General features: G+C 38.3%; 27 protein-coding genes. 17 read left to right on the plus strand and 10 right to left on the minus strand.

The annotated features are described in order from the left end of the window. Positions 1 to 23 precede the first annotated feature (23 nt). The 3 genes from AC23ME_RS09395 to AC23ME_RS09405 all read left to right on the plus strand — a co-directional run bounded on the left by AC23ME_RS09395 (position 24) and on the right by AC23ME_RS09405 (position 3,711). Complete coding sequence (locus AC23ME_RS09395; RefSeq protein WP_487727501.1) at positions 24 to 1,109, plus strand: calcium:cation antiporter; 1,086 nt, start codon at positions 24 to 26, stop codon at positions 1,107 to 1,109. A gap of 66 nt (positions 1,110 to 1,175) precedes the next feature. Next, positions 1,176 to 1,655 carry a GtrA family protein gene (locus tag AC23ME_RS09400; protein WP_487727502.1) on the plus strand — a complete coding sequence of 160 codons (480 nt, stop codon included), beginning with the start codon at positions 1,176 to 1,178 and terminating at the stop codon, positions 1,653 to 1,655. A gap of 271 nt (positions 1,656 to 1,926) precedes the next feature. Continuing rightward, on the plus strand, positions 1,927 to 3,711 hold the full coding sequence (locus AC23ME_RS09405) for an aromatic amino acid hydroxylase (protein ID WP_487727503.1): 1,785 nt from the start codon (positions 1,927 to 1,929) through the stop codon (positions 3,709 to 3,711). Between the two features lie 105 nt (positions 3,712 to 3,816). Here the strand turns inward: AC23ME_RS09405 and AC23ME_RS09410 are convergent, their stop codons facing one another. Continuing rightward, a complete protein-coding gene (locus AC23ME_RS09410) occupies positions 3,817 to 4,371 on the minus strand; it encodes a PhnA domain-containing protein (RefSeq protein WP_487727504.1) in 555 nt (184 codons plus the stop codon). Positions 4,372 to 4,508: 137 nt separating this feature from the next. On the opposite strand from AC23ME_RS09410, the gene AC23ME_RS09415 reads away from it, so the two are divergent. From AC23ME_RS09415 to AC23ME_RS09430, 4 genes are all read left to right on the plus strand, one after another. Continuing rightward, positions 4,509 to 4,679 (plus strand): hypothetical protein, encoded by a 171-nt coding sequence (locus AC23ME_RS09415; protein WP_487727505.1) that lies wholly within the window; start codon positions 4,509 to 4,511, stop codon positions 4,677 to 4,679. A 65-nt stretch (positions 4,680 to 4,744) separates the two neighbouring features. Beyond that, the gene (locus AC23ME_RS09420) at positions 4,745 to 5,479 is read left to right on the plus strand and encodes a hypothetical protein (protein ID WP_487727506.1); all 735 of its coding nucleotides are present in this window, start codon (positions 4,745 to 4,747) and stop codon (positions 5,477 to 5,479) included. Positions 5,480 to 5,515: 36 nt separating this feature from the next. Beyond that, positions 5,516 to 6,217, plus strand: coding sequence for an SDR family oxidoreductase (locus AC23ME_RS09425; RefSeq protein ID WP_487727507.1), 702 nt, complete (start codon positions 5,516 to 5,518; stop codon positions 6,215 to 6,217). Positions 6,218 to 6,356: 139 nt separating this feature from the next. After that, positions 6,357 to 6,893, plus strand: a complete 537-nt coding sequence (locus tag AC23ME_RS09430; protein WP_487727508.1) for a C40 family peptidase — start codon at positions 6,357 to 6,359, stop codon at positions 6,891 to 6,893. Between the two features lie 147 nt (positions 6,894 to 7,040). On the opposite strand, the gene AC23ME_RS09435 is transcribed toward AC23ME_RS09430, so the two are convergent. The 3 genes from AC23ME_RS09435 to AC23ME_RS09445 form a co-directional block, all read right to left on the minus strand. Beyond that, on the minus strand, positions 7,041 to 7,928 hold the full coding sequence (locus AC23ME_RS09435; protein ID WP_487727509.1) for a flavin reductase family protein: 888 nt from the start codon (positions 7,926 to 7,928) through the stop codon (positions 7,041 to 7,043). A 63-nt stretch (positions 7,929 to 7,991) separates the two neighbouring features. Further along, positions 7,992 to 8,390, minus strand: a complete 399-nt coding sequence (locus AC23ME_RS09440) for a four helix bundle protein (RefSeq protein WP_487727510.1) — start codon at positions 8,388 to 8,390, stop codon at positions 7,992 to 7,994. Between the two features lie 59 nt (positions 8,391 to 8,449). Then, positions 8,450 to 9,448 carry a fumarylacetoacetate hydrolase family protein gene (locus tag AC23ME_RS09445; protein ID WP_487727511.1) on the minus strand — a complete coding sequence of 333 codons (999 nt, stop codon included), beginning with the start codon at positions 9,446 to 9,448 and terminating at the stop codon, positions 8,450 to 8,452. A 95-nt stretch (positions 9,449 to 9,543) separates the two neighbouring features. Here AC23ME_RS09445 and AC23ME_RS09450 point away from each other — a divergent pair, with 95 nt between their 5' ends. The 4 genes from AC23ME_RS09450 (at position 9,544) to AC23ME_RS09465 (ending at position 11,079) form a co-directional block, all read left to right on the plus strand. Further along, entirely contained in the window at positions 9,544 to 9,981 is a 438-nt protein-coding gene (locus AC23ME_RS09450; protein ID WP_487727512.1) for a hypothetical protein, read from the plus strand. 99 nt (positions 9,982 to 10,080) lie between these two features. After that, positions 10,081 to 10,521, plus strand: coding sequence for a DoxX family protein (locus tag AC23ME_RS09455; RefSeq protein WP_487727513.1), 441 nt, complete (start codon positions 10,081 to 10,083; stop codon positions 10,519 to 10,521). 136 nt (positions 10,522 to 10,657) lie between these two features. After that, the gene (locus tag AC23ME_RS09460; RefSeq protein WP_487727514.1) at positions 10,658 to 10,843 is read left to right on the plus strand and encodes a YtxH domain-containing protein; all 186 of its coding nucleotides are present in this window, start codon (positions 10,658 to 10,660) and stop codon (positions 10,841 to 10,843) included. Positions 10,844 to 10,869: 26 nt separating this feature from the next. Next, complete coding sequence (locus tag AC23ME_RS09465; protein ID WP_487727515.1) at positions 10,870 to 11,079, plus strand: hypothetical protein; 210 nt, start codon at positions 10,870 to 10,872, stop codon at positions 11,077 to 11,079. A gap of 213 nt (positions 11,080 to 11,292) precedes the next feature. On the opposite strand, the gene AC23ME_RS09470 is transcribed toward AC23ME_RS09465, so the two are convergent. Together AC23ME_RS09470 and AC23ME_RS09475 are read right to left on the minus strand one after the other, a co-directional pair. Further along, positions 11,293 to 12,678 carry an exonuclease domain-containing protein gene (locus AC23ME_RS09470; protein ID WP_487727516.1) on the minus strand — a complete coding sequence of 462 codons (1,386 nt, stop codon included), beginning with the start codon at positions 12,676 to 12,678 and terminating at the stop codon, positions 11,293 to 11,295. 71 nt (positions 12,679 to 12,749) lie between these two features. Further along, positions 12,750 to 14,231, minus strand: coding sequence for a hypothetical protein (locus tag AC23ME_RS09475; RefSeq protein ID WP_487727517.1), 1,482 nt, complete (start codon positions 14,229 to 14,231; stop codon positions 12,750 to 12,752). Positions 14,232 to 14,488: 257 nt separating this feature from the next. On the opposite strand from AC23ME_RS09475, the gene AC23ME_RS09480 reads away from it, so the two are divergent. Then, complete coding sequence (locus AC23ME_RS09480) at positions 14,489 to 15,043, plus strand: hypothetical protein (RefSeq protein WP_487727518.1); 555 nt, start codon at positions 14,489 to 14,491, stop codon at positions 15,041 to 15,043. Between the two features lie 88 nt (positions 15,044 to 15,131). Here the strand turns inward: AC23ME_RS09480 and AC23ME_RS09485 are convergent, their stop codons facing one another. Next, the gene (locus AC23ME_RS09485; protein WP_487727519.1) at positions 15,132 to 15,452 is read right to left on the minus strand and encodes a hypothetical protein; all 321 of its coding nucleotides are present in this window, start codon (positions 15,450 to 15,452) and stop codon (positions 15,132 to 15,134) included. A 171-nt stretch (positions 15,453 to 15,623) separates the two neighbouring features. Between AC23ME_RS09485 and AC23ME_RS09490 the strand changes: the two genes are divergently transcribed. Continuing rightward, positions 15,624 to 16,061 (plus strand): SRPBCC family protein, encoded by a 438-nt coding sequence (locus AC23ME_RS09490; protein WP_487727520.1) that lies wholly within the window; start codon positions 15,624 to 15,626, stop codon positions 16,059 to 16,061. On the opposite strand, the gene AC23ME_RS09495 is transcribed toward AC23ME_RS09490, so the two are convergent. Further along, complete coding sequence (locus AC23ME_RS09495; protein WP_487727521.1) at positions 16,058 to 17,086, minus strand: quinone-dependent dihydroorotate dehydrogenase; 1,029 nt, start codon at positions 17,084 to 17,086, stop codon at positions 16,058 to 16,060. The genes AC23ME_RS09490 and AC23ME_RS09495 overlap by 4 nt on opposite strands. Before the next feature lie 345 nt (positions 17,087 to 17,431). Beyond that, positions 17,432 to 20,023 carry an AsmA-like C-terminal region-containing protein gene (locus AC23ME_RS09500; RefSeq protein WP_487727522.1) on the minus strand — a complete coding sequence of 864 codons (2,592 nt, stop codon included), beginning with the start codon at positions 20,021 to 20,023 and terminating at the stop codon, positions 17,432 to 17,434. A gap of 759 nt (positions 20,024 to 20,782) precedes the next feature. Between AC23ME_RS09500 and AC23ME_RS09505 the strand changes: the two genes are divergently transcribed. The 4 genes from AC23ME_RS09505 to AC23ME_RS09520 all read left to right on the plus strand — a co-directional run bounded on the left by AC23ME_RS09505 (position 20,783) and on the right by AC23ME_RS09520 (position 25,980). After that, positions 20,783 to 22,489, plus strand: coding sequence for a M28 family peptidase (locus tag AC23ME_RS09505; protein ID WP_487727523.1), 1,707 nt, complete (start codon positions 20,783 to 20,785; stop codon positions 22,487 to 22,489). 148 nt (positions 22,490 to 22,637) lie between these two features. Then, on the plus strand, positions 22,638 to 23,996 hold the full coding sequence (locus AC23ME_RS09510) for a tetratricopeptide repeat protein (RefSeq protein WP_487727524.1): 1,359 nt from the start codon (positions 22,638 to 22,640) through the stop codon (positions 23,994 to 23,996). A 345-nt stretch (positions 23,997 to 24,341) separates the two neighbouring features. Further along, positions 24,342 to 25,328, plus strand: a complete 987-nt coding sequence (locus tag AC23ME_RS09515) for a metallophosphoesterase family protein (RefSeq protein WP_487727525.1) — start codon at positions 24,342 to 24,344, stop codon at positions 25,326 to 25,328. Positions 25,329 to 25,584: 256 nt separating this feature from the next. Then, positions 25,585 to 25,980 (plus strand): acyl-CoA thioesterase, encoded by a 396-nt coding sequence (locus AC23ME_RS09520; protein ID WP_487727526.1) that lies wholly within the window; start codon positions 25,585 to 25,587, stop codon positions 25,978 to 25,980. Between the two features lie 121 nt (positions 25,981 to 26,101). On the opposite strand, the gene AC23ME_RS09525 is transcribed toward AC23ME_RS09520, so the two are convergent. After that, positions 26,102 to 26,608 (minus strand): shikimate kinase, encoded by a 507-nt coding sequence (locus AC23ME_RS09525; protein WP_487727527.1) that lies wholly within the window; start codon positions 26,606 to 26,608, stop codon positions 26,102 to 26,104. Positions 26,609 to 26,625 lie beyond the last annotated feature (17 nt).

Consider the following 26,625-nt stretch of genomic DNA (forward strand, 5'->3'; position numbering starts at 1 on the left):
ACTCATATCGATAATTGAACGACATGCTTAAAAAATTACCTCTTCCGCTCTGGACAATTGCCCTACCTATTTTAGCTTGGATAGCCTACTTTCTGCCTCTCGACAGCATGGGCAGTTTTGGAACAATATTGTTAGTTACGCTTCTTATTGGCAGTGTTTTGGCAGCAGTTCACCATGCAGAGGTGGTAGCACACAAAGTTGGTGAACCTTTCGGAACACTAATCCTCGCTTTAGCAGTAACTACCATCGAAGTATCGCTTATCGTTTCTTTAATGCTTACAGGAGGTCCTGGTACAGAAGAACTGGCTAGAGATACCGTTTTTGCTGCAGTGATGATTATTCTCACTGGTATGGTCGGCATTTGTTTGTTGGCCGGAGGTGTTAAATTTAAGCAGCAACGCTTCAGTTTAGATGGTGTTAAAGCAGCTTTAGTTGCCCTCGCAGCCATTTTAACGCTTACATTGGTGTTGCCAAATTACACCACTAGCATTGCAGGTCCTTTTTATAACGATGCCCAACTTATCTTTGTGGCTATTATTTCATTAATCCTATATGGCACATTTGTTTTAGTCCAAACCGTAAGACATAGAGATTTCTTTTTACCACCAGATAACGACGAAAAAGGAATCGAAGCGCATGCCGAACCTCCTACAAGAGCGGTAGCTTTAAGCAGCGGATTATTATTGCTAGTTTGTTTAGGCATTGTAGTCTTATTAGCAAAAACCCTAGCTCCAGATATCGAAAACGCAGTAATTAGCGCTGGTGCTCCAAAAATGCTAGTAGGTGTAATTATTGCAGCAGTAGTTTTACTTCCAGAAGGCTTAGCGGCCTACAGAGCTGCAAGAAAAAACAGACTGCAAACAAGTTTAAACTTGGCTTTAGGTTCTGCGCTGGCAACCATCGGACTTACCATCCCTGCGGTTTCTATTGTGTCGCTAGTATCTGGCATGACCATTACGCTGGGCATCGATACCAAATCCGTAACCCTATTGCTGCTGTCATTATTTACCATTATGCTATCATTGGGATCTGGTAGAACTAACATATTGCAGGGCGGTGTATTATTAACTATTTTTGCTGCCTATCTGTTCACCATTGTGGCACCTTAAGCTTCAATTTTTAGACAGAAACCACGCAGCAAAAATGTTAAACAAGCAATTAACCAACAAAAAGGGATGAGGAAATTAGCGCTACGCATCATCGATTTTTTCTATCCTCCCTTTAAAAATTGGTTTTCTATCGGCACTTTTAGGTATTTGGCAAGTGGCGGCTTCACCGCTGCTTCTAGTATTGTAGCTTATTTCATTATCTATAATTATATCCTAAAACAACAAGATATCCGCCTAGATGGCTATTTAATTACCGCTCCAATTGCCGCTTTAGGACTCGAAGCCGTATTTACTTTTCTGCTAGGTTTTCTGCTCAATAAGTATTTAGTTTTTACACAATCTAACCTCAAAGGACGCATTCAGTTATTTAGATACGGAACAGTTTTCTGTACTAATATCCTACTCAATTATGCCCTAATGAAAATTTTGGTAGAAGGTTTTCAATTTTACCCATCAATCTCCAAAGGCTTAATTACAATAGTTTTAGCTGTATTCAGTTACTTCTCACAAAAATATTTCTCGTTCAGGGTAAAAAAGGATGTCTAATTTTTTGAAGCGCAAAGCTAGTGCTGCTATTTCCCGATAGTCCTGCTTTCCGCTACAATTCCCGATAAAATCGGGATATTTCCGCTACAATCAGGGCTATTTACAAAAATCATTGCTAGACAAACCAAAACCAGAAGCCTAAAATGTCCTTGTACATCTTTATGGTTCAAATCAAAATAAGTAATCTTTGTCATTTTCTACTAAAACAGTAGTATTTTCTTGCAATCCTAGCCCAAATCAGCTAATTTAGTGCAATTAACAAGATGTATAAATGAGCGATTTTAACGACTTTAATAATGAGCAAGTTGCCAAATTGCCTAGACATTTAAGGCAATTTATAGTAGAGCAAAATTATGAGAAATACACGCCAATTGACCAAGCGGTTTGGCGTTATGTAATGCGTCAAAACTATAGTTATCTAAAGCACGTAGCTTATTATCCGTACATTAAAGGCTTAAACAGGGCTGGTTTAAGTATCGAGTATATTCCCGATTTGCAAACCATGAACGACAATTTGGGCAAAATTGGTTGGGGTGCCGTAACCGTTGATGGTTTTATTCCACCAGCGGCCTTTATGGAATACCAAGCTTATAGAGTGTTGGTAATTGCAGCCGATATCCGCCAAATTAACCATATTGAATATACACCTGCACCAGACATTATTCACGAAAGTGCTGGTCACGCCCCTATTATTGCAGATACAGATTACAATGCTTACCTAAGTTATTTCGGTTCAATCGGTGCAAAAGCGATGTTTTCTAGCAAAGATTTTGAGCTTTACGAAGCCATCCGCAGACTTTCGATTTTAAAGGAAGCCGTAAATGTAGATGAAGCTGAAATCGCGAAAGCAGAAAAGGAACTAAAGTTCATTGCAGAAAACATGGGCGAACCATCAGAAATGGCTTTATTAGGCCGTCTACACTGGTGGACAGTTGAATATGGCTTAATTGGTACATTGGAAAATCCGAAGATTTACGGTGCGGGTTTACTTTCGTCAATTGGAGAAAGTGCTACCTGTATGGACCCGAAAATCAAGAAGCTCTGGTACGATATTAACACCATCAATTACTCTTACGACATTACGCAAGAGCAGCCACAACTGTTTGTAACGCCAACTTTCCAAAACCTGATTGACGTTTTAGAAGCTTTCGCCAATACCATGGCATTTAGACGTGGCGGCTCCGAAAGTATTTTAAAAGCCATCGAATGTAAAAACCCAAGCACGGCGGTTTACAGCTCTGGTTTGCAAGTTACAGGCGTGTTTACAGATGTTGGTATCAGCAAAGATGATGAAGTAACTTTCATTAAAACTACTGGTCAATCTGCATTGGCTTTTGATGGAAAAGAACTAGAAGGACACAGCAAACATTACCATAAGGACGGTTTTTCATCGCCAGTTGGCAAGTTAAAAGCTATAGAAAAATTGCTGGAAGACCATACATTGGAAGACTTAACTGCTTTGGGTATTAAAGTTGGCGAGCGTGGAATGCTAACTTTTGAAAGTGGCATTAATGTGAATGGCGTAGTAAAAGAAATCATCCGCAAAGGCGATAAAACGATATTAATTGCCTTTGAAGATTGTACCGTAAAAGAAGCAAATGGAAATATCTTGTTCCAACCAGAATGGGGAACTTATGATATGGCTATTGGCGAGCAAATCGTATCAGTTTTTAACGGTGCTGCCGATAAAGATGCTTACGAAGAAATTACCCATATTAGCGAGCAGTTAACTCACAAACTTGTTTACGATGAAGGCACAAAACGTTTGCATGCCTTGTATCAACAAGTGAGAGATATTCGTGAGGCTGGCGAAGGCACAGAGAAATTAGCAGACATTTTTAACGAATTGAAAACTAAATTCCGCTACGATTGGCTTGCCGCTTTGCAGATTTTAGAGATTTTGCATCATACAGCTAGCAATCCGGCTTTAGAAAATGAAGTAAGGATTTATTTAGAAATGAAAGCGGCTAACGAGAAAGAGTTAACGAAATTAATCAATGATGGTTTTCATGTTATCGCTAATCCGGTTACGCAATTAATTGCTGTGGAGGATTAATAGGCTCTTCGTCATTTCGATGAGGAGGAACGACGAAGAGAAATCTAGCAAATTGCTAATGATAGTTGCTAGATTTCTCCTATCGTCGAAATGACGGAAGCAAAATCAATTATTCTTCTTTACGTATTTCGTCAATATCACAATCATTTGCTCATTGATTTTTCCTTCAACCTGTTCATGATTATCGTGAACCAACCTGATTTTCTTAACCACTGTACCTTTTGGCGCACTAAAGCTTGTTCCTTTAACATCCAAAGCCTGGGTTAAAACTACTGTATCTCCGTTTTCCAACACATTACCAAAAGCATCTGTATGAACCGCAGCCACTTCCAATCCACTCAATCCCCACTGCATCACATCTTCATCTAAATCGACCATACTTAATACGCCGCTAGCCCAATCTTCATCCTTATAGTTTTGTAAAACACGATAGCTCAAAGCTTGCACACTTGGCTCTGGGTTCCAAATGCTGCCTTCTACCACACGCCAGTAAAAACTTTGGTCGGTTGCTTCAATATTTGCAGCACATTCTTCGCATAATGCAACTTGGTTCTCAATTGCATCCTCTTTTTTCGGGCTTACCGTATAGCTAGCTGTCGCTTCGTTTTTACTACACAATTCACACAATCCTTCGCTGCGTTCTTTTAGTTTTTCTAACATCTTTATTTAATTGGAACGCAAAGGTATCGATAAAGAAATCGGTTATCAAATGAGTGACGAATATCAAAATACCGAAAAATACGGATGAGATAATGTAGCTAGCAAGCTTAATTTTATTCACTATAATGAAAATTCAGATGAAACAACACATCGCATTTCTGGCTATCCTTAGCTTGTTTCTATTAAACGGCTGTGATAAAAAAGCTGAACCAGAACCAACGCCAAAGGAAGAAGAAAAAAAACTCGAGCCTACATTGACTATTCAATTTGAAAAAACATCCCTCGATGGTATTGGTTTTATGGAGTAAAAAGTTATCCCACTACCAATAATGATACTACTATTCAAAGTTTAGCATTAAACCCTACACAAGACGTGATATTTTTAGGCGCAAATTTTCTGCATAATGGCGACAACCATTTGCGCCACGTAATCATTAAGAAAGAAAACAATAAATGGCAGAAACCAATAATTATTACACCTAGCTATGATGATGGAAAAGGGAACAGACCCAAGTTCCCTGTTAAATATCACTACAACCATAGCTTTTGGTTTCATGATTACGTAATCAACAGTTTCAGTGATGATGCTGGTCTTGACGGTTTCGTTTCGCGACAGCAAAATCCAGAAAAAACGGACACTCATCGTGACCAGCAAGTGATGTTCTTAGCTTCAAAAAACTCCTTCGTCGCAACTGCTGTCATTCCTATTCAAGATGGTTATGATAAATTGTATAATTGCGCTGGGTCAGAAATATTACCTAGTAAGGTTAAGGCAAATACAAGGATTTATCAGTGGCATAATTTCACTTGGATGACCTCAAATAGCTCAGACAATACCAATAGACCAGATTGCTGTGTACCAGATCATATGGCTGCTAGTCCAGACTTAAAAGGCAGCACATTTAGCAAACTGATGCTATATACGGGCTTAGGAAAGTTGTATCATACGCATATTGCTCCTGCCGCACACCATCAACAAGAAATTATACTCAATAGAGATATAGTAGGCTATGGCAACAAACTTTGTGTGGGCATTGATAATAAAAGACATGTTTGGCTAGGAACAGAAAAGTCGGGAATGTTTAGAAGCGTTACTCCACTGCCATAAAATCTCTATCTTTGCGGCCAACAAAGATTTTTATTCATGAATATCATCATTACTGGAGCAAGTAGCGGCATAGGTTTCGAAGCAGCTTTAGAACTTAGTTTAGACACAAAAAACAAGGTGGTTTGCATTGCTCGTTCTGCAGACAAACTACGTAAATTGCACGAAATTGCAAAAAGCATTACGCCAGAATGCACACTTTTACCCGTAGCTTTTGATTTAGTAAATGATGACTATAATGCGCTTATTCCTTTCATTGAACAAAAATTGGGTACCGTAGATATTTTGATTAACAACGCGGGTGCTTTAATTAACAAACCTTTATTAGAAACTACAGAAGTTGATTTAGCGGAGATGCTGGAACATAACGTGATGAGCCATTTTAAAATGACACGTTACACGTTGCCTTTTATGAGTGCGGGTGCACATATCGTAAATATCGGTAGTATGGGTGGTTTTCAAGGCAGTGTGAAATTCCCAGGATTAGCGGCCTATTCTGCAAGTAAAGCGGCTTTGCATACGCTAACTGAATGCATGGCGCAAGAATTAATTGCTACTGGAATTAAAATCAATTGTTTGGCTTTAGGTTCTGCACAAACAGAAATGTTGGAAGCAGCTTTCCCAGGTTACGAAAGTCCAGTAATGGCTTTTGAAATGGGTAAATATGTGGCTGATTTTGCAAGAACCGGACATAAGTTTTTTAATGGAAAAGTATTGCCTGTAGCAGTGACAACTCCTTAGTTGGCAGTTTTCAATTTTCAGTTAGCAGTTTTATAGCATGATGCTAGGCAACACACAATGAAGCAGCTAAACAATCTAACAACCAATTAGTTTTCCACATTTTTTGGTTCTAAAGCTTTGGTTAGTTAAGTTTGAAACAATGAAGAAAATACTCTTAACCATCTTATTGCTCGGTAGTATTGCGTTCAGCTCTAAAGCTCAGGACAATGTGTCTTTAACGATGCAGTATCAAAAGATGATGGAGAAGGTAATTAGCGGCATCCCGGCGGTGGCTAATTCTACTTCAAACAAAATCATGGACTTTGCTAAATCACTAATTGGAACTAGATATCGTTATGCTTCTAGTAACCCTGCGGTTGGTTTTGATTGCTCTGGTTTTGTGAGCTACGTTTACAAACAATTTGGTTTTACTGGTGCTCGTTCTTCTGCAGATTTCGCTAAAAAAGGTAAAGCTATTAAATTGGCTGATGCTAAAGTTGGCGATGTTTTAGTTTTCACAGGTTCTAATTCTAAAGTTAGAAGACCAGGTCACGTTGGTATCATCTATTCTATCGACGAAGAAGGAAAAATCAAATTTATTCACTCTTCTTCTGGTAAAGCTAAAGGCGTAACTATTACCGATTTAGAAGGCTACTACAAAAACCGTTTCTTAAAGGCGGTTACTGTGATGGAGTAATTCAATTTCCAATTCGCAATTTCCAGTTTTGATTCCCCCGCTGATTAACGCAGATTTTCTCCGCAGATTTCAGATGATTTTCTTGGCCCGCAAAAACTAGGTTTCCCTAAAGTTTATTCTCGATACTGTTCCTGACTTCCGGACTACTTAAAGCAACAACACTTTCAAAGCATCTGCAACTTTACCGTAAGCAATTAGTTCTTTGGCAAACGCATGCAATTCTCTTTCTCTGTTCGTTTCATCGCCAATAGTAGCATCTAGAATATCTTTCACGTTTGCATTCCATTGCATTTCTGAAACTTCTTCGTCACTTGGTAAATGTTCTTCATTACCTAACAAGCCCAAATCATTTCCAGTAAGTATTTTAGAGCGACGAACGGAAAGTGGCAAAGCATCTACGCCTATTCCCAATGTGGTTAACGGTTTTGGAACCGTAAACAAACTTTCTGGTGTTACACGACTATACCAATTCCCACCTAAACGAGCTACTAAATCTATTTTTTGTTGGTCAATTTTACCTTCTGTGTCTAGAATTTCTTCCTTAACGTGGATGACTTTAATTTCAGCTAATACTAAATTTCCAGCACCGTGTTGGTCTCCCAAAGGGATAATTTGATTAACAACGCATTCCAATTGAACGGGTGCTTCGGCAACTCTTGGCGGTTTAACCAAATGCGATGTTTCCATGGTAAAACCTGCTTTTTCAAACTCGTTTACGCCTTGTCCGTATTCTGTGCTCGACAAACTTGTTTGTTGCACCATAGCGTAGTTCACAATATTGATGACACACTCTCCTACCTCTTTTACGTTTTCTAGCGTATGCTTGGTGGTATTATCTCGTACCCTACGTGCTGGCGAAAAAATACAAATAGGTGGGTTTGTACTAAATAAGTTAAAAAAACTAAACGGACTGAGATTAACGTTTCCCTCAGCATCAATTGTTGAAGCCAAACATATAGGACGTGGTGCAATGGCGTACTGCAAATAATTTTGCAATTGCATTGGAGAAAGGTCTTCGCATTTTAGTGTCAGCATGATAAAAGTTGAAACGTTTTAAAGTTGGAAAGTTGAAATGTTTTAATGCAGGATGTAAATAAGTTATTTGTTTTTCGCATTTAGTTTCTTTTGTGCTTCGAAGGATTTCAGGTAACTGATGAAACTTTTTGCTTTCGAGGAAAACTCAACTGATTTTTTGTACAAATTTTCGTAATCTACTTTATTTATTTTTTCGCATTCGAATAGTATAATTAGTTTGTTCCTTAGTTCTCCAGACGAGCCTTTTGCATAAACTAGGAACCGAATAAAGTCTGGATTATTATTGTATTCAAATCCCTCAGCGACATTGTCGGATAAAGACATCGCAGCCCGTCTAATTTGGTCCTTCAATCCAAAGTCCGACTTGATAGGCTCTAAATCAGAAATCCGATAAACTTCAACTGCAATTTCTTTCGCAATTTGCCAAACTTCTAAATCCTCAAACCTTTCTATTTTCGCCATTAAGTTTATGAGTTATGCAAAACAACATTCCAACTTTTCAACCTTATAACTTTACAACACTAGCTTTTTTTCAAAGCTAGTATCGAAAAATCAGTATCAACCTTGGTGATGTTGTTACTCAATGCGCCCAAACCCGTAATTTCCATTTCTACATGGTCGCCGGCTTGTAGCCATTGCACTTGATAGTTAGGGTCGTTCAATAAACCTGTACCGTTTAACTCTAAGAAACAGCCAGTACCCACAGTTCCAGAACCAATTACATCGCCAGGCAAAATATCTACGCCGTAAGCGCAACGCTCAATAATTTCCGCAAAAGTCCAATCCATATCGGCCATGTTGCCGCTAGAAACCTCGATGCCGTTAACCTTGCAGGTCATTTTTAGGTTGTAAGCATTACCAACGTGATTATCTTTCGCAGCTACTTTATATTGCTCCAATTCATCTGGCGTTACCAACCACGGACCAATTACGGTAGAAAAATCCTTTCCTTTTGCCGGACCGAGATTTAATAACATCTCTTCCATTTGCAAAGTGCGGGCACTCATATCGTTCATGATGGTGTAACCAGCGATGTATTCATCGGCTTCTGAAGCTTTGATGTTACGACCTTTTTTACCGATGACCACAGCTACTTCCAACTCAAAATCTAATTTTTGGAAATGGTCTGGCATACATTCAATTTCGCCCGGACCTTGAATAGCATTATGGTTAGTGAAGTAAAAAATCGGATATTGGTCGAACTCGGCAATCATATCTACCTTGCGGTTTCTACGAGCCGCAGCCACGTGCTGTCTGAAAGCGTAGCCATCTCTACAAGAAGTTGGATGCGGAACTGGTGCCAAAAGTTCGTAAAAAACTTCTTCCTTTGGAGAAAGTGAGCCATCCAAAATCTCCTGATTAACTTTCTTCGCTCTTTCCATTAAAGGCTCGCCACCTTCTAGAAAAGCGTTCATGTTATCGGGTATCAATTTATCACAAGAATTAAGATTGTAAATATGACCATTGGCGTAAATGCCTAAATGCTCTTTATCTTCTGTTTTATAGGATACAAGCTTCATTTTATAAATATTTTTAGTTAGCGATGTAAAATCCACATCCCAATGGAACAACAATATTTATTGGAGATGGTTTATAATTGGATGTGTTCAAAGCTATGAAAGCATTATGGGTTTTCCAAAATCTGTTGAATGATAAGTATCAGTTTAAACTTATATTTCTTATCTTGGAAAACACACAAAAGAGCCACATTATGAAACCAATTAAGAAATTCGTTGCCCTAGGCATTGGGCTATGTCTTGCTGCATGCTCCATGTATGCGCCAAATTATTTCGGGACTAAGTATCCGCCCACCGAAATGGTAAAAAGCTATTACGCAACAAAGGATATTGATAGACCTTTTGAAGTGATTGGACACATGAATGCCCGTACCGGCTGGTCGGAATCCAGTCAGGAACAAACTAGAAAGCAGGTGATTCAAAAAGCAATGCAGATTGGCGCAGACGGCGTAGTGTTTTCGGAGCTGAATAGACAGGTAAACGAGAAAACTACAGACGATTTTACTATCAAGGTAGAAGTGATCAAGTTTAAATAGTTAACTATTTTTTGTTATTCTTTACACTGTATAATGGTTAAGCCATCAATTAAAATCTGATTTACAAACAATTGCTTATAGCAAGCGGTTAATGTAAATATGGAGACAACTTTGACTAAAAGCCCAAGTACTAATAAATTGCAAAAAGGTGCAAGAATAGCTCTTGGGCTTTTTATGGTTTTGGCAGGCATTGGCCACCTTACCTTTCAACGGAAGGAATTTCAAGCACAAGTACCTAATTGGGTGCCCATAGATAAAGACACGACTGTATTACTTTCTGGTGTGGCCGAAATTGCTTTAGGTTTAGCCATGCTATTCTATAAAAAAGAACGCCCGAAAGTTGGTATTGTGCTAGCGCTGTTCTATATCGCAGTATTTCCGGGAAACATTGCGCAATACCTTAACCAACGTGATGCTTTTGGCTTAAACACTGATAAAGCACGACTAGCTAGGTTATTTTTCCAACCTGTATTAATTGCTTGGGCATTATGGAGTACTGGTGCGTTCCGTTACCTTAAGTCTAAAAGAAGGATTGGGTAGTTCATTCGTTAACTTGTTCATTTCATACTGCTAACCACATACCCACCTGCCAAATACTTTTTCAAATCAGGTACTAATACCGCAAACGGTTTCCACCTACAACTGTTTATATCTTAAATACATTAATTAAATAGATATGGGATTTATTAAGAACGCCTTAATAGGCATCGCAATTTACAAAGCGTTTGAATACTTGACTAAACCAGACGCATTTGGAAGAACAAAAATTGATGAAATTAAAGAAAAAGCTCCCGAGTGGATTGATACAGCTAAATCTATCAAAGCCGACTTAGAAGAAGGCAAAGTGCCGCAAGCATTGTAGTAAACATAATTTAAAAGGAGGTGCTAATGAACACTCATAATATAGAACCAGAGGATGAGGAAGTATCGAACTTGGAACAGTTTCAAGTAGGTAGATCAAAAGATAAATCGACGGATGCTTCTGAAGGTGACGATAGCGATTACACACCACAAGAAAAAGAATTTGCTGACGGTGAGGGAACGCAATTGGCAGAGGCTTTTGACGAGGAAGGCGATGAAAATGACGATGATAATTAAGTCTGATTTTTTTTTCAATTTTTTTAAAACCTTTCTATTACTTATCGGTTATTAAAGTATTCTTCAAAGAAATAGTTTGTTTGGTTTAAAGCCCAGAGACGGATGTCTGTGGGCTTTTTCATTGAATAAAATATAGAAAGTCATTTTTTTATATATGCTGTAGTTTCAGAAGATGAAAATGGCAAGATCTGCTCAAAAAATAACATTTTTAGCCTAATTACTTAACCATTTCACCCTAGCGGGATATCGTTGTGCATAGCCCATTACTAGTTGCAAGATATAATGATTGCCTTTGTACCCCTGCAGGTGCTCTTTAATTTCAACTTCATCAAGGGATTGCTGCGCATCTACATATCCCATACGACAGAAACTACCTTTTTCTACATAAATACAACCCTGCTCTTCGTTTGCCCTTCCCTGTTGCAAAATCATGAAACTTGGCATGGCTGTGGCAATGTGTGCTAGCAACTGCTCCACCGCTTCGTTATGCACCGTCAATGCTGGCATTTCCTGTTCAGAACGTAACACTGAAGCTTTACCATAGCGACAAAAACGCTGATCTATCTGGAACTTCTCAGACATTTCTGCCAAATAATTAAGTCCGTCTACCTCTCTATCAAAAGTTTTTACTGACTGATGTTGTTTAGGCAAGGGACCAACTGCCAGATAACTATAACCGTTAACAGCTACATAATGGTACAAACCGTATTTTGCCTCAAAACGTTTAAGGGCACTATTATAAATCGGCCACAAACGCTGTATTTCCGCACATTCCAAAAGCAGAGCCATCAATTCGGAGCCGCAGCGTTCGAACGAAATGGCATAAATATCACGTAAAAAATGTTGTCTTCTTGCGCTGTCAGTATTACCACTAAAATGCGAGGCTACTCTTTTTTTAAGATTGATTGCCTTACCCACGTAGATCACCTTACCTCCACGATTATGGAAATAGTAAACACCTGCACTTTCTGGTAAAGCTTTAAAATCGGCCTCGGGCACGTTGGGTGGCAAGCGTTGTTCTGGAGATGCTTTCGAAATCATTCCTTTAATGAGCTGCTTCTCGTCCTTCGCTAACAACATACCGAATAAAATAGCGGTTGCTTCAGCATCTCCCATGGCCCTATGTCTATCCTTTAACTCGATAGCCACAGCGCTACAAAGTTTACCCAAGCTATAAGATGGCAACCCTGGTATCAATTTTCTCGACAAGCGAACTGTGCAGAGCTTAGTTGCATTCCATGTTAAGCCGCAGGCAGCTAACTGTCCTCTTAAAAAAGAGTAATCAAAGTTGACGTTGTGAGCCACAAAAACACAATCAGATAATAACTGGTAAACCTCATCAGCCAGTTCCGCAAAGGTTGGAGCATTAGCCACCATGGCTTCATCTATCCCCGTTAACGCAGTAATATGTAAAGGAATTGGCATTTCAGGATTAACCAATCGGCTCCAACGCTTTGTTACTTTATTACCATCATGCAATAGAATAGCAATCTCGGTTATCCTACTATTAGATACACTGCCCCCAGTAGTTTCTATATCCACTACTGCATATTTTATTGCTACAGAATTTAGAGATTTAGATTTCGCTACCTTTGCCATACCGCAAATATTACTAATTTTATTAGTAAAAACAAGCAGAGATTCAAGTTTATTTAGCTAAATAATTTCATTTAAAGCTGCATCACCCAAACATTGATATCATCTGAAGCAGGAATATCTAGTTTTTTCCTAATGCGATATTTTTTTCCTTCTACGGAACGAACTGACGTTTTGGTATACCTAGCAATTTCTTTAGTATAGAAACCTAGGCGTAACTGTGCGCAAATCAGTAAATCTGAAGTCACCAAATTAGGTGCTTGCTCCATTAATTTCTGTATAAATACTGGATGGAATTCTTGAAATCTAATCAGGAAGGCTGGGTCATTAGCCATTGCCAAATTAATAATATCCTTAAGTACATCATCTTCCACCTTATCATTTAACTTTTTCGTTTTAAGATAAGCCAACTTCTCCTCAAGATGTTGCTGTTTCTCTTTCAATAACTGGTCTACTCTTTTATGCCGCTTACTAAACTTCGCCCAAAAATAAATTAGCGCAGAAGTAATTAAAATACAGATAACAATAAGTAAAGTATAATTCGTTTTCTTGTCTTCAAAAACCTCCTCCTTATCTTCTACAATCATTTCTGAGGCAGTTTTCATTGCACGACTATCTACAGGAATTAGACTATCCGTAAGTTTGCTAAATTCCTTTAAATGCTCTTGCGACTTTTCAAGATTACCAATTTCTTCGTAAAGCCAAGCCAATTTCTGATTACACGCTTTAATATTTCCAATATTTTTAGTACGAACAGCTAAACTCAATGCTTTCTTGTAGTTGATAACCGCTCTATCGAGTTCTTTCTTAGCTATATTAATTTCGCCGTAGCCCATGTAAATCTCTACTGCGTACTTTTCTAGGTTATGCTCTTTTACTAATGTTAGAGATAAATCGAAATAATGATGAGCAGAATCGTAATTCTTCTTCATGGAATAAGCTCTACCAATACCTACAGCCTGAATTAATGCTAGAGCCTTTGCATTACCTTTTCCAACTATCTTATTGCCATAAAAGAAAGACTTTTTACGGTAGTACAGCAATGAATCTACATTTAGTGGAATTTCAGTATTACCTGTAATATTATTAGCAAAAATGGCGTAAACTCTACCTAGATTACTATTTTTAGCTTGACTTTCAGTAATTTGCGCAGCGTAAATCAAAGCTTGGTTTAAGCACTCTCTACTTTTATCAAAAAAAAACAATCTACTATAACAATTTCCTCTCAAGGCATAGAGATGCGACATTTTAGCGAATTCTCCAGATTGTAAAATCACTTTTTCCCAATCATTCAGAAAACGAAGTGCCTCTTCGAACTGGTTTCTGTTAAAAAGATGTACACCTTTGGTTAATACCGCTGCAGTTAAACCTTTAGTATAATTAATGTTTTTCGCAGCTTCAATTGCCTTATCCGTTAGCGCAATACTCGAATCGAAATCCGTTACATCTTTTGCACGAGTGTTTAAACTGTCTATATCCTGCTTAGTTACCTGAGCAAAGGCAGTAGAAAAAATAAAAAGTATAGGTAGGATCGGCTTAAAGCTTCTTAAAAACATAGGATGAAGCGTAAAAATTTTCAGTAACAAACCTACAAAATATTCCTATAAACCTTTGCTAATCAACTCTAAAAAAGAGTAAAACTCATAATTCAAATTAAACATATCAACTGATTTTCAATATTTTTTCGAAAACAGGGGTAACAACTTTAAGGTGTACTTGATATCTCAGTGAAACAACAATGAATATTAACCTTAAATGATTAATGAAAAGTTTCTGTAATCATTTCATCGTCATTTAATAAAACTTAAAAATTATGAAAAATCGTATTCAAATCATCGGAATTTTAGCCTTAGCGCTGGTAACTTTTTTCGCCTGTAAAAAAGATGTAGAAGAACTTCAGAAAGACGAGCGTTTTTCTGTAGCTATTAAAGTAGCCGCAGAAAGAGGCACAACAGAAAATGCCATTTTAGTTGGCAGCAAAGTAGAGCTAAAAGCAGCCTTGAGCAAAAAAGGAGAACCAGTAATCATTAAAAAAGTATCGACCAAAAACAACGTATTTGTTCCCGTACTGGATGATGTTAAACCTGTAGATCCAAGTAAAGGTTGTTGGTCGGAAATATCAGCCTATGCTGCTGCTCACATGGCAGAATGGCAAGCCTTAGCCAACCAAACCTGTACAACCGTAATTAGATGTATTACTTGTCCAAATTCTGGTGGCGGTTTATTTGTGATGTACGCCATTGAACCAAACAGCTTTAACTGTAATGTGTTAGAATTTGAAATGCAACACAGCTTAGCAATATTTAACTATGGTGATAACGAATTAGACAGTGAGGCAGTAGCAAGCGTGATTAGCAAAGGCAAATAAAAACATTAAGAATTGCACACAAAGAACATGAATAACGAAGGGGCCCAAAAGCCCCTTCATTCGTTAAAAACAACCAAATATTAAAAATCTAATGATGCACCATTTCGTACACCCGATGCATATACATCGCCTCATCTATGGCATGTACGAAATCATGCAGTTCTGCTCTGGTAAACTTCAAACAAATATCTGGAAACGGCGTAGCTAAGATCACAACTCTATTACCATCTGGACTGTATTCGAAAAACTTATCGAAATTAAGTTGCCTAGCCACGTTAGTAAACTCGTAAAACTGATTAAACGAAAAGCTGAGCAGTAAGCCGGGCTTCCAAACATTAATCATTTTACAGTTATTGCATTGCGTAATCTGTATATCGCCAGAATTTGCAATCATCGTTTTTTTACACATATTAAATAGAGCTGATGTTGCAAATAGCTAATTATTTAGAATAATTCCAAATAACATTTGAGATTATTTTTTTATTCATGAAAATCAGCCACTTAAAAATAATACAATCAAAATAAAACTTGAATTGTTAGATCTAAAGCTGAGCATAGCCGAAACTAAAAATTTAAGCAGATGAAAAAAGAAAGCATCTTAGTGGAGAGAACTTTTAACGCTCCCGCAGCCAAAGTGTGGACTGCCTTAACAGATACCAATGAAATGAAAAAATGGTATTTCGACATTGAAAAATTTGAACCTAAAGTTGGCTTTAAATTCGACTTTATGGGCGGACCAGATAGTGGACCACAATACTTACACTTATGTGAAATTACGGAAGTTGCCGAAAACGAAAAACTAGCATACTCATGGCGTTACGACAATTATCCTGGAAACTCTTTAGTATGCTGGCAATTGATGGACAAAGGCGACAAAACCATTGTAAGATTGGTACATTCTGATGTGCAAACGCTAGCCGAAGGCGGAACCGACTTCTCCAAAGAAAGCTTTACCGAAGGTTGGAATTACATTTTACATACCAGCTTAAGAGCACACCTGGAAGGTGAAGAAGATTAAGCTAGCGCTTTGCAGATACGCTTAATCAATCCCGGACCTTCGTAAATAAACCCAGTGTACAACTGTATTAACGAAGCTCCGGCAGCTAGCTTTTCCTCTGCATCTTTAGCAGAGTGAATACCACCTACACCAATAATTGGAAAAGCCTTGCCAGATTTTTCCGATAAATAACGGATCACTTCTGTAGAACGATTGGTTAGCGGCTTGCCACTTAGACCTCCCATTTCACCTTTGAGGTTTTCTGGAGCATACAAACCCTCTCTGCTAATGGTTGTGTTAGTGGCAATAACACCTGCAATCGCTGTTTCCTTCACAATCTCGATGATGTCATCCAATTGTTCATCGGTTAAATCTGGTGCAATTTTCAATAGAATTGGTCGAGATATGCTGTTTTTACAATTACGCTTTTGCAAAGTGTTTAACAGTTCCATTAAAGGCGCCTTCTCTTGCAATGCACGCAACCCTGGCGTATTTGGAGAACTTACGTTCACAACGAAATAGTCAACCACATCAAACAACCTGTCAAAACACTTGATATAGTCGTAAACCGCATCTTCATTCGGTGTGTTTTTGTTTTTGCCAATGTTCCCACCCACAATAATCTCCGGATGTCTGTCCTTTAATAGGCGCAAACGTTCTGCCATCGTATCTACACCTTTATTGTTAAAGCCCATGCGGTTAATCAGCGCAGCATCTTCTGGCAAACGGAACATACGAGGTTTATCATTACCAGGCTGTGGCAAAGGCGTCACCGTACCTACTTCAATAAAACCGAAACCCAAATTACTCAGCGCTTCTACGTATTCTCCATTTTTATCAAAACCTGCGGCCAAACCTACCGGATTTTTAAACTTTAGTCCAAAAACCTCACGTTCTAAGCCCCTAAAGCTTACATCGTAACTTCCCCTCAGCACCGATTTGCCAAAAGGAAACACATCATTAAACCATTTAAGGCGTTTTACCACAAAATGGTGTACATTTTCTGGGTCGAATTTGAAGAATACAGGTTTTACCAAACGATACATGATGCGAAGATAGCAAAAAAGCAAAGCTTAACATTTCCTTAATTTAAATTTAGAAAAGCGCCTGCACAGCACTTGGCAAAAGCAGTCCTTTGCTTTCGCTAATCCCGATGGCAGCCTGTGCAAGACCTAAGCAAAAGATTAAGAATTAAAATCATTGCTTAACATCGGGAAACCGCTTCGCCAAGGTTTATTTTACAACGCTACTGCACTTACGAGTAGCTATATATTTGAACTGACACATCGTAAACACGCAGACCTTATTCATCTAATTCATGTAAGTTGCACATAAAAAACTTCGTAAGTTCTTAAAACTTACGAAGTTTACACAGCTACAATTTTACTACCCTATAACGTATCCTTTTTCTTCTTGTTAAACAAACCTTTCAGCTTATTACCAATTTCGTTAGTCGCTTTCTCTACTGCTTTTTTCTTCAAAGTATCTACTTTCTCTTTTGCCTTAGCTTCTAGCTCTGCTTTCTTCTCGGCAACTACCTGATTAACCACTGCTTTTGCAGCACCACTAGCAGTTCCGTCGCCAGCGCCGTATTTTAGCTTGATGTTCGGTTTTAAGAAAGTACCCAACAAATCCGCATTAATTTTAATGGTTTCGCCCATAGATACGTTTGTGCCCAACTTACTGTTTAACGCAGCCATTGCAGAATTTGCAGCTTCGTTAGCTTTCGTGCCCAACATCGCCCTTGGCACATTCAAAATCAAATCGTAATCCATAGATTGGTCTATACCATTAGAACCCGCCACATTCATAGCTATGCCTTTAACTTTAATATCAAAAGGCGCTACAATTAAACGACCGTTATCAATTCTGAACTTCGTTTTCAAATCATTAACCTCTAGTTTCTTCATCTCGGTTACGCCTAAAGTATTGGCCAATTTAGTTACGGGTTCAAAACCATCTACCACCGCTTGAATGATATTTGCTAAACCTTCTGCATTAATAGAAGAATAAATCGGCATCATTTTCTCGTCCAAATCAGAATTGAATTTCAAATTGGTAGAGAAACTACCTTTAGCATATTGCGCAATTGGCGCCAGCAACTTCACGGTATTAAACATATTAAACGCCTGCTGAATATCAATTTTCTCCATTCCAAAATCTACATCCACTTTCGGTTTTTTAGGATTGATAGTCGCATACGAACCATTCATTTTGACAGTTCCGCCAACCATATCCATACCTAAATTTTTAAAGTAAACCGTTCTATCCTTTACCTGCAACGCTCCTTTTGCATTCTTGATATCATATTTATCATACTTCAACTGGTTTGCTTTTAAAGCCATATTGAAATTGATATTCGCTGGCACCTCAAAAACAGTCAATGGCACTTCTTCCTTTTTAGTTTCTTCGGTAGTTTTCGGTCCCATCAACTCATTTACATCAATATAATTAGATGATAAATTGAAATTACCTTCCAACAATTGGTTCTTTTTGAAAACGTAATTCAAGTAGTTATTTATTGAACCATTTGCATCAAAATCACTTTTACCAAGCTTCGCTACCAAATTACTCAAGGTAATATTCTTCGGACTGAAAGTCATTTTAGCAGATGGGATACTTACCGGCATTGGTACATTTTTACCAGCGTACACGAAATTGCTCGCCTGCATTTGTCCCGAAGCTTTAAAATCTTGGTATTGCCCTTTATCTACAGATGATTTTCTACCTGCAGCCTGAACATCAGCCAACACCACGCCAGAAATCGTCATGTCTTTCAATGGGAAGATTGTAGTCAGTTGTTTCAAATCTAAGTTTCCTTTCAAAGCCATATCCACAAATGGGTCGCTCATTGGGTTCTTCACCAACAAACGTCCATCCAAAGGTGCTTTACCAAACTCTAAATGGAAAGCTGGAATGTTCACTACCGTATGGTCTAAAACTCCGTCTGGGTTAGCAATATTTGCTTTCACTTGAATGTTATTGATAGCAGATGGCAACGATGGATATTTGATTTTTCCATCTACAATGCCCAAGTTCAAATTAAAAGTTGGGATAGTTTTTTCGTTGTAAGTTCCTTTCACTACACCATCTACGCCAAATTTTCCAGTCGCTTCCATATCCTTAAAATTGGCGGCATAAATTGCCGGAATTAACGAAAGGAAGTTCTTCAAATCAGATTGTTGTGCATCAAATTTTAAATCCATTACCATATCGGTTTGATTAGGCATTGCCAAATAACCCACTGCCGAAAGCACCAATTCGTTCAGTTTGATTTTATTTTCGCCAAACGTGAACTTCATTTGCTTCATATCCATTTCTAAAGGCAAACTCGCATCTAAAACAACGCCATTTAAGTATGGAATACCGCCATATTTTACCGTCAATTTTTCGATATCAGATAAAGTGGTTAGCGTAAAAATATCTTGCGTAAAGTTCCCTTTACCACTATGGTTCAAGTTTTCGGCTTGCAAAAAGAAATTCAACGATGCATCGTCATAAGTGATTTTTCCTTTCTCAATCGAGTATTTTTCTAACGCAGCTTTAAATGCAGTACTAGCCGTATCGCCGGGTTTTGCAGCAGTATCTGGTTTCATAATATCCCAATTTGCTTTGCCACTTTTCAGTACTTTTGCCAAAATGGTGGGTTCTTGCAAACTCACTGCATTAATTTCGTAGGTTTCGCCTTTAATTACGCTCATTAAATTCAAATCGAGCTGCAGTTGTTTAATGTTGGCTAGGGTATCTTGCGCAAAACTGTCTACACCAATAACCGATAAATCGTTTAAACGAATACCCATTTTCGGGAAGGAACGAATTAAGGTCAGGTCAAATTCTTTGAAATCTACTTTGGCATTTACTTTCTCGTTAATAACCGATTTTACTTTGGCAACAATCTGGTCTTTAAAAAGATAAGGTACAGCCGCCGCAGAAATTAGCAGTACGGCGAAAACGATAGCGATGGTAATTAATACTTTTTTCATGGTGTGTTATTTGTGAAACAAAAATATGTTTTTTCGTTGATTTATAGATGTTTGGTTTTTTGGATGTTTAGATTTTTGGTAATTGGAATTTGATGATTGGTTATTGATTTATTGGTTTTTTTCTCTTGAAAACGCTCGTTCCGGTTTCAATGGCAAATGTAGTCCCGCTTTACGCTGTAATCTTTTTGCCTTCTGTTTGCCGTCATTTCGAACGCATGTGAGAAATCTACAAGCTATGTTTCACTAACTAACAGATTTCTCGGTCGTTCCTCCTTCGAAATGACGCACAAAAAGCATTTCCGCTTCAATCGGGGTTTATTAAACGCAAACCTGTGCAAAACACTTGCCAATTTACCTCTTGTTCTAATCTTTATGGCACAGCTTTTTTAGTTATTTATTTTCTATATCCGTTGGTTGAAACCAACGGCAATGAATGTAAAAATGTACATCCTGCAAATCATATAGAGCATCTGCAAGTCAATTGCCGTTGGCTTTAGCCAACGGTTTTTATGCAATTTGTTTTAGGCTTTAGCCACATTGGTTAATAGTTGAACAAGGCTTTTGTTTATTAAACCCGATAGTAGCGAGCATCCCGATTTTATCGGGATAAAGCGAATAGCGGGACTGCACCTTAATAGTATCACCAAATTTACTTTTCAAACCTTTTTAATCAACATCTATACAATTTTGAATATTGATTATTGGCGCTTGATTATTTTACCCCCCGATTATACTACTTTTGCATCCTACAACATTAACATGAAAAAACTACTTTTTATTGTATTAGCCGCACTGACCATCAATGCAACGGCACAGAACCAAAAAGAACAATATTTTAAATTAACCAGAGCTGGTTTTAACGAGAAAAACGCTTACGAAACTACCGCTTTTGTAGAGCAATTTTTCCGTTTACCGGGCAATAAAGGTTTCGATGCCAGTATTTACCGAGTAGAAGATATCTTGAAAAAAGCGGGCTACGTTCTGCAAAAGAAGGACGAATTTGAAGCTCCTCTCACCTACCGTATCGAAAAAAGAGCTATGAAACGCGATGCTTGGGAGCCTGTGGACGCAAACATCAGCATTGTTGGCGAAAGTGCGCCATTGCAGTCGTTCAAAACCAACAGAAACATGATACCTATTAACTGTGTTTCTACTGCTGCAGAAGGCGTAACCGCCGAAGTGGTTTTTATAAACAAAGCCAGCAAAGAAGATTTAGAAGGCAAAGATTTGAAAGGTAAAATCGTATTTGGCGATATGCCTACGCAACGTTTAGTAAGTTTAGCTGCTAAAGCTAGAGCTATTGGTGTTTTAGGTTTTTCGCTTCCTACTTACAACCAACCTACTAAACATACCACTTCAATTCAGTTCAGTCCAATGCAGACCAATGCAGGCATTTGGGCTTTGTTTTTATCGTACGCATCTAAAGAAAAACTGAAAGAAGCTTGCTTAAAAGGCAAAGTAGATTTGAAAGTGAACATCACTACCAAAACTTACCCTGCCGAAGAATTAACCATTGTGGCAAATGTTCGTGGCAGCGTAAAACCACAGGAACGTTTCGTTTACAGTGCTCACGTACAAGAACCAGGTGCTAACGATAATGCATCGGGCGTTGGGACTTTAGCTGAAATGGCTCGCCTAACCGCACAATTAGTGAAAGGCGGCAAGTTAAAACCTCAGCGTAGTTTAACCTTTTTATGGGGCGATGAAATTACTTCGACCAAACGTTATATTGTAGAAGACAGCGCTCGTGCAAAAGGTATTTTGTGGGGAATGAGTTTGGATATGGTGGGCGAAGACACCGAGAAAACTGGCGGTACTTTCTTGCTAGAAAAAATGCCAGACCCATCTGCAATTTGGACCAGAGGCGAAGACAAACACTCTGAATGGGGCGCTGGAGATGTGAAAGAAAAGGATTTGTTCCCGCATTATTTCAACGATTTTGTGTTCGACATTTGCAAAGAACAAGGCAAATTTGCCAATTGGACGGTAAAGTTTAATCCCTTTGAAGGTGGTAGCGACCATACGCCTTTCTTGCAGAATAAAATTCCCGGCTTGCTGATGTGGCATTTTACGGATGTGTTTTACCACACAGACAACGATAGAATTGATAAGGTTTCTGCCAAAACGATGAAAAACGTTGGCGTTAGTGCATTAACTGCAGCCTACACATTAATTACTGCTGATGAAAATACGGCATCAGCAACTGTTACTCAAGTTAAAGAAGATGCGTTGGTGCGTTTAAAAACTGAGTTTGAGTTAAGTAAAAAAGCAATTGCAGAAGGTAAATCTGCCAAAGATGAAAAGCAAATTATTGAAGTTTGGGGCAAATGGTACGTAGATGCCTTAGCTACCATCGGCAAGTTAGCGGTAGACCCAAAAACAACAAGAGTAGGTTCGAGCATTAAGGTAGCTACTTTGGCGGTAGAGAAGCAAACGCAAGAATATTTAGCAGAACTCTCGAAGTAAGTTCTCTGTTTGTAAAAAGCGCTGTGCATTCATTTATGTACGGCGCTTTTTTATTACAGCACAAACAAAACCGCACAAAAGCACTGATTTGCAGTTGGTTAAAAAATTTCTTTATTTTACATCTACTAACCAATGAAAATCATCCCTCATGAATACCTTTACAGTAAAATCTGTTGTTTCGATAGTGGTTTTTCTACTATTGTCAACTTCGGCGCAGGCCAACGAAAACTTATCTTCTAAGCTTTCTTCTGCGCTAAAACTACCAGCCAACGAAGCTGCCGAGCAGATTTATGAACTCACTACTAAGTATATTATTGATGCCAACATTGATAGTATTCCAAAAAATAAATCTATCCTAATTGCTGCACTTTCAAAAAGTGATATTCCAGATAAACAAGCTTTAATTTACGAGATAGAAGCACATAGTGCCAGAAATCTTCTCCATCTAAACCAAGCCAAATCATTTGTTCAAAAAGGTTTAAACGAGCCTCAAATTCCAGAAGAAATGCTTGTGCGTTTTCTTTCACTTCTGGCCAACATCGAAACTGGTCTAGAAAACTATTCGGTAGCTATAGAAAACTATCAGGTAATTGATAAACTGTTGGCGCAAAGAAAAAATAGCGATAAAAATAGTATCATTAATTATATAGGTTTGGCAGATTTATACCTCAAAGCCGGCTTATATAACGAAGCCATTAAATCTTTAAACAAGGGCATTTTATTAGCCCAGAAGAAGAAAACTAAGCTAGTAAAACCGTTGCTCTATAAAAATTTGGCCATTGTTTACTTCTACCTAAATAACGCAGACTCGCTACATCATTACACAAAAAAAGCCTTCGCAGGAACTGAAAAATTAGCTGATAGTTCCATCGCTTTTCATCGGTTAAACTACATGAAGTTGTTGCTAGCAAAAAATCCGGCGGCCATAGAAGAAATTAGAAAAGTAATTAATAGTCCAAAAGACGATGACGAGCTTATGAGTGGTTATCATTACGCCAAAGCATTGGTTACATTTAGTGAAATACCACGTGCAAAGAAGTTTATTTTAGTAATGCTTGCCACGGGAGATTTGAAGAACCTACCGCTATTGAGCAGCAAGCTCTACAAAATGCTCAGCGACATTTATCTCAGCGAAGGAGATTACAAATCGGCCTCTTTGTATTACCAGAAAAATGCAGAAAAAGTTAGTTTATACGCCGAAAAACAGCTCAAAACAGACAACATCACTGCCTTTGTAAAATATCATGAAATTAAGGACAGGTATGCTTCGGTAGAAAAAGATTTAAAAGTAAAAAAGAACTACTTGTGGCTGTCTATCACCATTGGTGCCATGATTATTTTAGCTCTATTTCTACTCTACAGAACGGTTTTGGCCACCAAAAGGTTCAATAAATTGGCTTACGACAAACTTAATAATGAACTGTCTTTCATTAACTCCCACGAGGTACGAAAACATCTTTCGAACATTTTGGGCATAATTAACCGTGGTACAAATGAGCGACGATAAATGCACCAGCTATTTAGAAACCGAAGGCGCACTTTTACAGTCCGCACAAGAGCTTGATACTTCCATTAAAAGCATTGCTGGTAAACTGAGTAGTTATAGCAAATAGTTTTTGAAAAGGTGCTTTTTCCCGCATCGGCAATTGCAGTCCCACTTTTCGCTTTTATCTTTTTGTGTTCTTTTGCCGTCATTTCGAACGCAGAGAGAAATCTACAGCCAAGCACTATTAACTAACAGATTTCTCCTCGTTCCTCGTCGAAATGACGCAGCAAAAAGTATAACCGCTGCAATTGGGTTTATTATCGTACGGCACTGCAACAAAACCTAGCATTTGCCTATCTTAGCTAAATGAAAGCCGCAACCTTTACCATTCTTCTCCTACTTACATTTATCTGTTCCTCTTGGCAACAGCCACATCAAGACAAACCAAAACAAAAGACTATCAAAATTGCGGTAATAAGCGATTTAAATTCTAGTTACGGCTCTACCAAATACAATCCAGATGTTTATGCCACTTTGAAAGAATTAGACAGCATCAAACCTGACATCATTTTATGTGGAGGTGATATGGTTGCTGGACAAAAAGCATCAATTACAGCAGAACAAACGCAAGCCATGTGGAGCAGCTTCGATGAAAACGTGCTAAAACCAATCCAACAAATGAAAGTGCCTTTTGGCTTCACGGTTGGCAACCACGATGCTTCGCCATCTTACCAACAAGACCGCAAATTGGCACAAGAATTTTGGTTAAGCAGACAACATCAGTTAGGGTTAAAATATATCGACAAAACACATTTCCCTTTCTATTTCAGTTATCAGCAAAACGATATTTTCTTTATTAGTTGGGATGCTGCAGGCTCAAAAGTACCGCAAGAAGTATTCGATTGGATGGAAAAACAACTGCAATCTAAGACGGCAAAGAAAGCAAAACTACGTGTGCTGTTAGGTCATTTGCCTTTATACGCTATTGTGGCTAGCAAAAACAAACCAGGCGAAGTTTTAGCCGACAGTGAAAATACCGCCAATTTCTTCAAAAAGCATGGCATCGATTTGTATATCAGCGGTCACCAACATGCTTATTTCCCTGCCTCTTCTAATAAGTTAAGATTATTGAATGCTGGCTGCATTGGCGAAGGGCCACGACCGCTTTTAGGAGATACTCGACCTGCAACGAGAGCCTATACCATTATCGAGGTTCCGGTTCATAATGCGAAACAGTTCACTTATAAAACCTACATTCCTAATACTGGTAAAACCATCGAACTTTCTCAATTACCCGACACCGTTGTAGGGTTTAATGGTGTTTTGAGGAAAGATGTAGCAAGAAAATTGTAATCCTAAATTCTCGTCTTTTGAGGAGATGTTCACATCATCACGTTTTGTAAGCAGATTTTCCTCCCCCTGCCCCCTCGAAGAGGGGGATATACAGAATGCCTAAGCGTCATGTATCCCGCTTTGGAGGGGGATTAAGGGGGAGGAAAATAGTATTTATTAATATTTGTCATGCGATAGCTTTAAAGAGAGGTTTATTAATCCAGCCTTCTTAAATCAAATAAGTAAACCTTAAATTAGCCTCAAAAAACAACATACAATGAATTTCCACACTCGTAAATGGATTAAGCCCGAAGATTTAAACCCAAATGGTAGCCTTTTTGGAGGCAGCTTGTTAAAATGGATTGACGAAGAAGCCGCAATCTATGCGATGTGCCAATTAGAAGCACCACGTGTAGTAACCAAACTTATCTCCGAAATCAACTTTGTTTCTTCTGGAAAACTGGGCGACATTGTAGAAATGGGAATGACTGCCGCTGAGTTTGGACGTACATCGATTACGCTAAAATGTGAAGTAAGAAATAAAATAACCAAAATGGCAATCCTAACTATTGATAAGATGGTTTTTGTAAATGTAAATGAGCGTAGTGAACCTAGTCCTCACGGCAAAACAAAAATCCGGAAAATGGATGAGAAGTTAGAGAATTTGGGGTAGTTGAACCCTCTCTGTCCTTTGAACATCTCTCCCTACAGGGAGAGAAAATCGATATCAACGGAAGTGGAAAATCCACTAAATGTTATCATTAAAAAAGGAACAGCGAATTGAAAGGAATAAACTATTTCTTCAGCTTCTCTATTTCCTCCAACAAGGCTTTTGGTTCTAAATCAAATGAATTGATAACAACTTGCGATTGGTAATAAAAAACATTTCTCTCGTCCAACTTACCAATGATAAACGCTAATAACTGTTCATCATCCATCCCTTTCAACAAAGGTCGCTTTTCTCTATTGTGCAAACGCGAAACCAGTTGCGGAGGTGTCATCTCCAAATAAACCGTGATACCGTTTTGGTTCATCCATTCCATGTTATCGAAATAACAAGGCAAACCACCACCAGTCGCCACCACACAGGTTTCTGGATAATCAAAAGACTTCAATATTTCATTCTCTAGTTGACGAAAAGCGGTTTCGCCATTAGCTGCAAAATAATCAGCTATGCTCATATTCTGCTGAGCTACTATTACCGCATCGATATCAATTACAGGGCATTCTAATAGATTTGCTAACTGTTTTGCTTTGGTGCTTTTACCGCAGCCCATAAATCCTACTAGGAAAATCTTCATTTTTGGGTTAATTGTTT

The sequence above is a fragment of the Pedobacter sp. T50_32 genome, from assembly GCF_057652195.1.

What these genes read in the sequence shown, in the direction of transcription:
- AC23ME_RS09405 (WP_487727503.1), top strand. Translation starts at nt 1,927, where the DNA reads ATGAGCGATTTTAACGACTTTAATAATGAGCAAGTTGCCAAATTGCCT.
- AC23ME_RS09430 (WP_487727508.1), top strand. Translation starts at nt 6,357, where the DNA reads ATGAAGAAAATACTCTTAACCATCTTATTGCTCGGTAGTATTGCGTTC.
- AC23ME_RS09505 (WP_487727523.1), top strand. Translation starts at nt 20,783, where the DNA reads ATGAAAAAACTACTTTTTATTGTATTAGCCGCACTGACCATCAATGCA.
- AC23ME_RS09510 (WP_487727524.1), top strand. Translation starts at nt 22,638, where the DNA reads ATGAATACCTTTACAGTAAAATCTGTTGTTTCGATAGTGGTTTTTCTA.
- AC23ME_RS09435 (WP_487727509.1), bottom strand. Translation starts at nt 7,928, where the DNA reads ATGCTGACACTAAAATGCGAAGACCTTTCTCCAATGCAATTGCAAAAT.
- AC23ME_RS09410 (WP_487727504.1), bottom strand. Translation starts at nt 4,371, where the DNA reads ATGTTAGAAAAACTAAAAGAACGCAGCGAAGGATTGTGTGAATTGTGT.
- AC23ME_RS09400 (WP_487727502.1), top strand. Translation starts at nt 1,176, where the DNA reads ATGAGGAAATTAGCGCTACGCATCATCGATTTTTTCTATCCTCCCTTT.
- AC23ME_RS09515 (WP_487727525.1), top strand. Translation starts at nt 24,342, where the DNA reads ATGAAAGCCGCAACCTTTACCATTCTTCTCCTACTTACATTTATCTGT.
- AC23ME_RS09475 (WP_487727517.1), bottom strand. Translation starts at nt 14,231, where the DNA reads ATGTTTTTAAGAAGCTTTAAGCCGATCCTACCTATACTTTTTATTTTT.
- AC23ME_RS09450 (WP_487727512.1), top strand. Translation starts at nt 9,544, where the DNA reads ATGAAAGCATTATGGGTTTTCCAAAATCTGTTGAATGATAAGTATCAG.
- AC23ME_RS09460 (WP_487727514.1), top strand. Translation starts at nt 10,658, where the DNA reads ATGGGATTTATTAAGAACGCCTTAATAGGCATCGCAATTTACAAAGCG.
- AC23ME_RS09440 (WP_487727510.1), bottom strand. Translation starts at nt 8,390, where the DNA reads ATGGCGAAAATAGAAAGGTTTGAGGATTTAGAAGTTTGGCAAATTGCG.
- AC23ME_RS09415 (WP_487727505.1), top strand. Translation starts at nt 4,509, where the DNA reads ATGAAACAACACATCGCATTTCTGGCTATCCTTAGCTTGTTTCTATTA.
- AC23ME_RS09470 (WP_487727516.1), bottom strand. Translation starts at nt 12,678, where the DNA reads ATGGCAAAGGTAGCGAAATCTAAATCTCTAAATTCTGTAGCAATAAAA.
- AC23ME_RS09455 (WP_487727513.1), top strand. Translation starts at nt 10,081, where the DNA reads ATGGAGACAACTTTGACTAAAAGCCCAAGTACTAATAAATTGCAAAAA.
- AC23ME_RS09520 (WP_487727526.1), top strand. Translation starts at nt 25,585, where the DNA reads ATGAATTTCCACACTCGTAAATGGATTAAGCCCGAAGATTTAAACCCA.
- AC23ME_RS09480 (WP_487727518.1), top strand. Translation starts at nt 14,489, where the DNA reads ATGAAAAATCGTATTCAAATCATCGGAATTTTAGCCTTAGCGCTGGTA.
- AC23ME_RS09495 (WP_487727521.1), bottom strand. Translation starts at nt 17,086, where the DNA reads ATGTATCGTTTGGTAAAACCTGTATTCTTCAAATTCGACCCAGAAAAT.
- AC23ME_RS09445 (WP_487727511.1), bottom strand. Translation starts at nt 9,448, where the DNA reads ATGAAGCTTGTATCCTATAAAACAGAAGATAAAGAGCATTTAGGCATT.
- AC23ME_RS09490 (WP_487727520.1), top strand. Translation starts at nt 15,624, where the DNA reads ATGAAAAAAGAAAGCATCTTAGTGGAGAGAACTTTTAACGCTCCCGCA.
- AC23ME_RS09525 (WP_487727527.1), bottom strand. Translation starts at nt 26,608, where the DNA reads ATGAAGATTTTCCTAGTAGGATTTATGGGCTGCGGTAAAAGCACCAAA.
- AC23ME_RS09395 (WP_487727501.1), top strand. Translation starts at nt 24, where the DNA reads ATGCTTAAAAAATTACCTCTTCCGCTCTGGACAATTGCCCTACCTATT.
- AC23ME_RS09485 (WP_487727519.1), bottom strand. Translation starts at nt 15,452, where the DNA reads ATGTGTAAAAAAACGATGATTGCAAATTCTGGCGATATACAGATTACG.
- AC23ME_RS09425 (WP_487727507.1), top strand. Translation starts at nt 5,516, where the DNA reads ATGAATATCATCATTACTGGAGCAAGTAGCGGCATAGGTTTCGAAGCA.
- AC23ME_RS09500 (WP_487727522.1), bottom strand. Translation starts at nt 20,023, where the DNA reads ATGAAAAAAGTATTAATTACCATCGCTATCGTTTTCGCCGTACTGCTA.
- AC23ME_RS09465 (WP_487727515.1), top strand. Translation starts at nt 10,870, where the DNA reads ATGAACACTCATAATATAGAACCAGAGGATGAGGAAGTATCGAACTTG.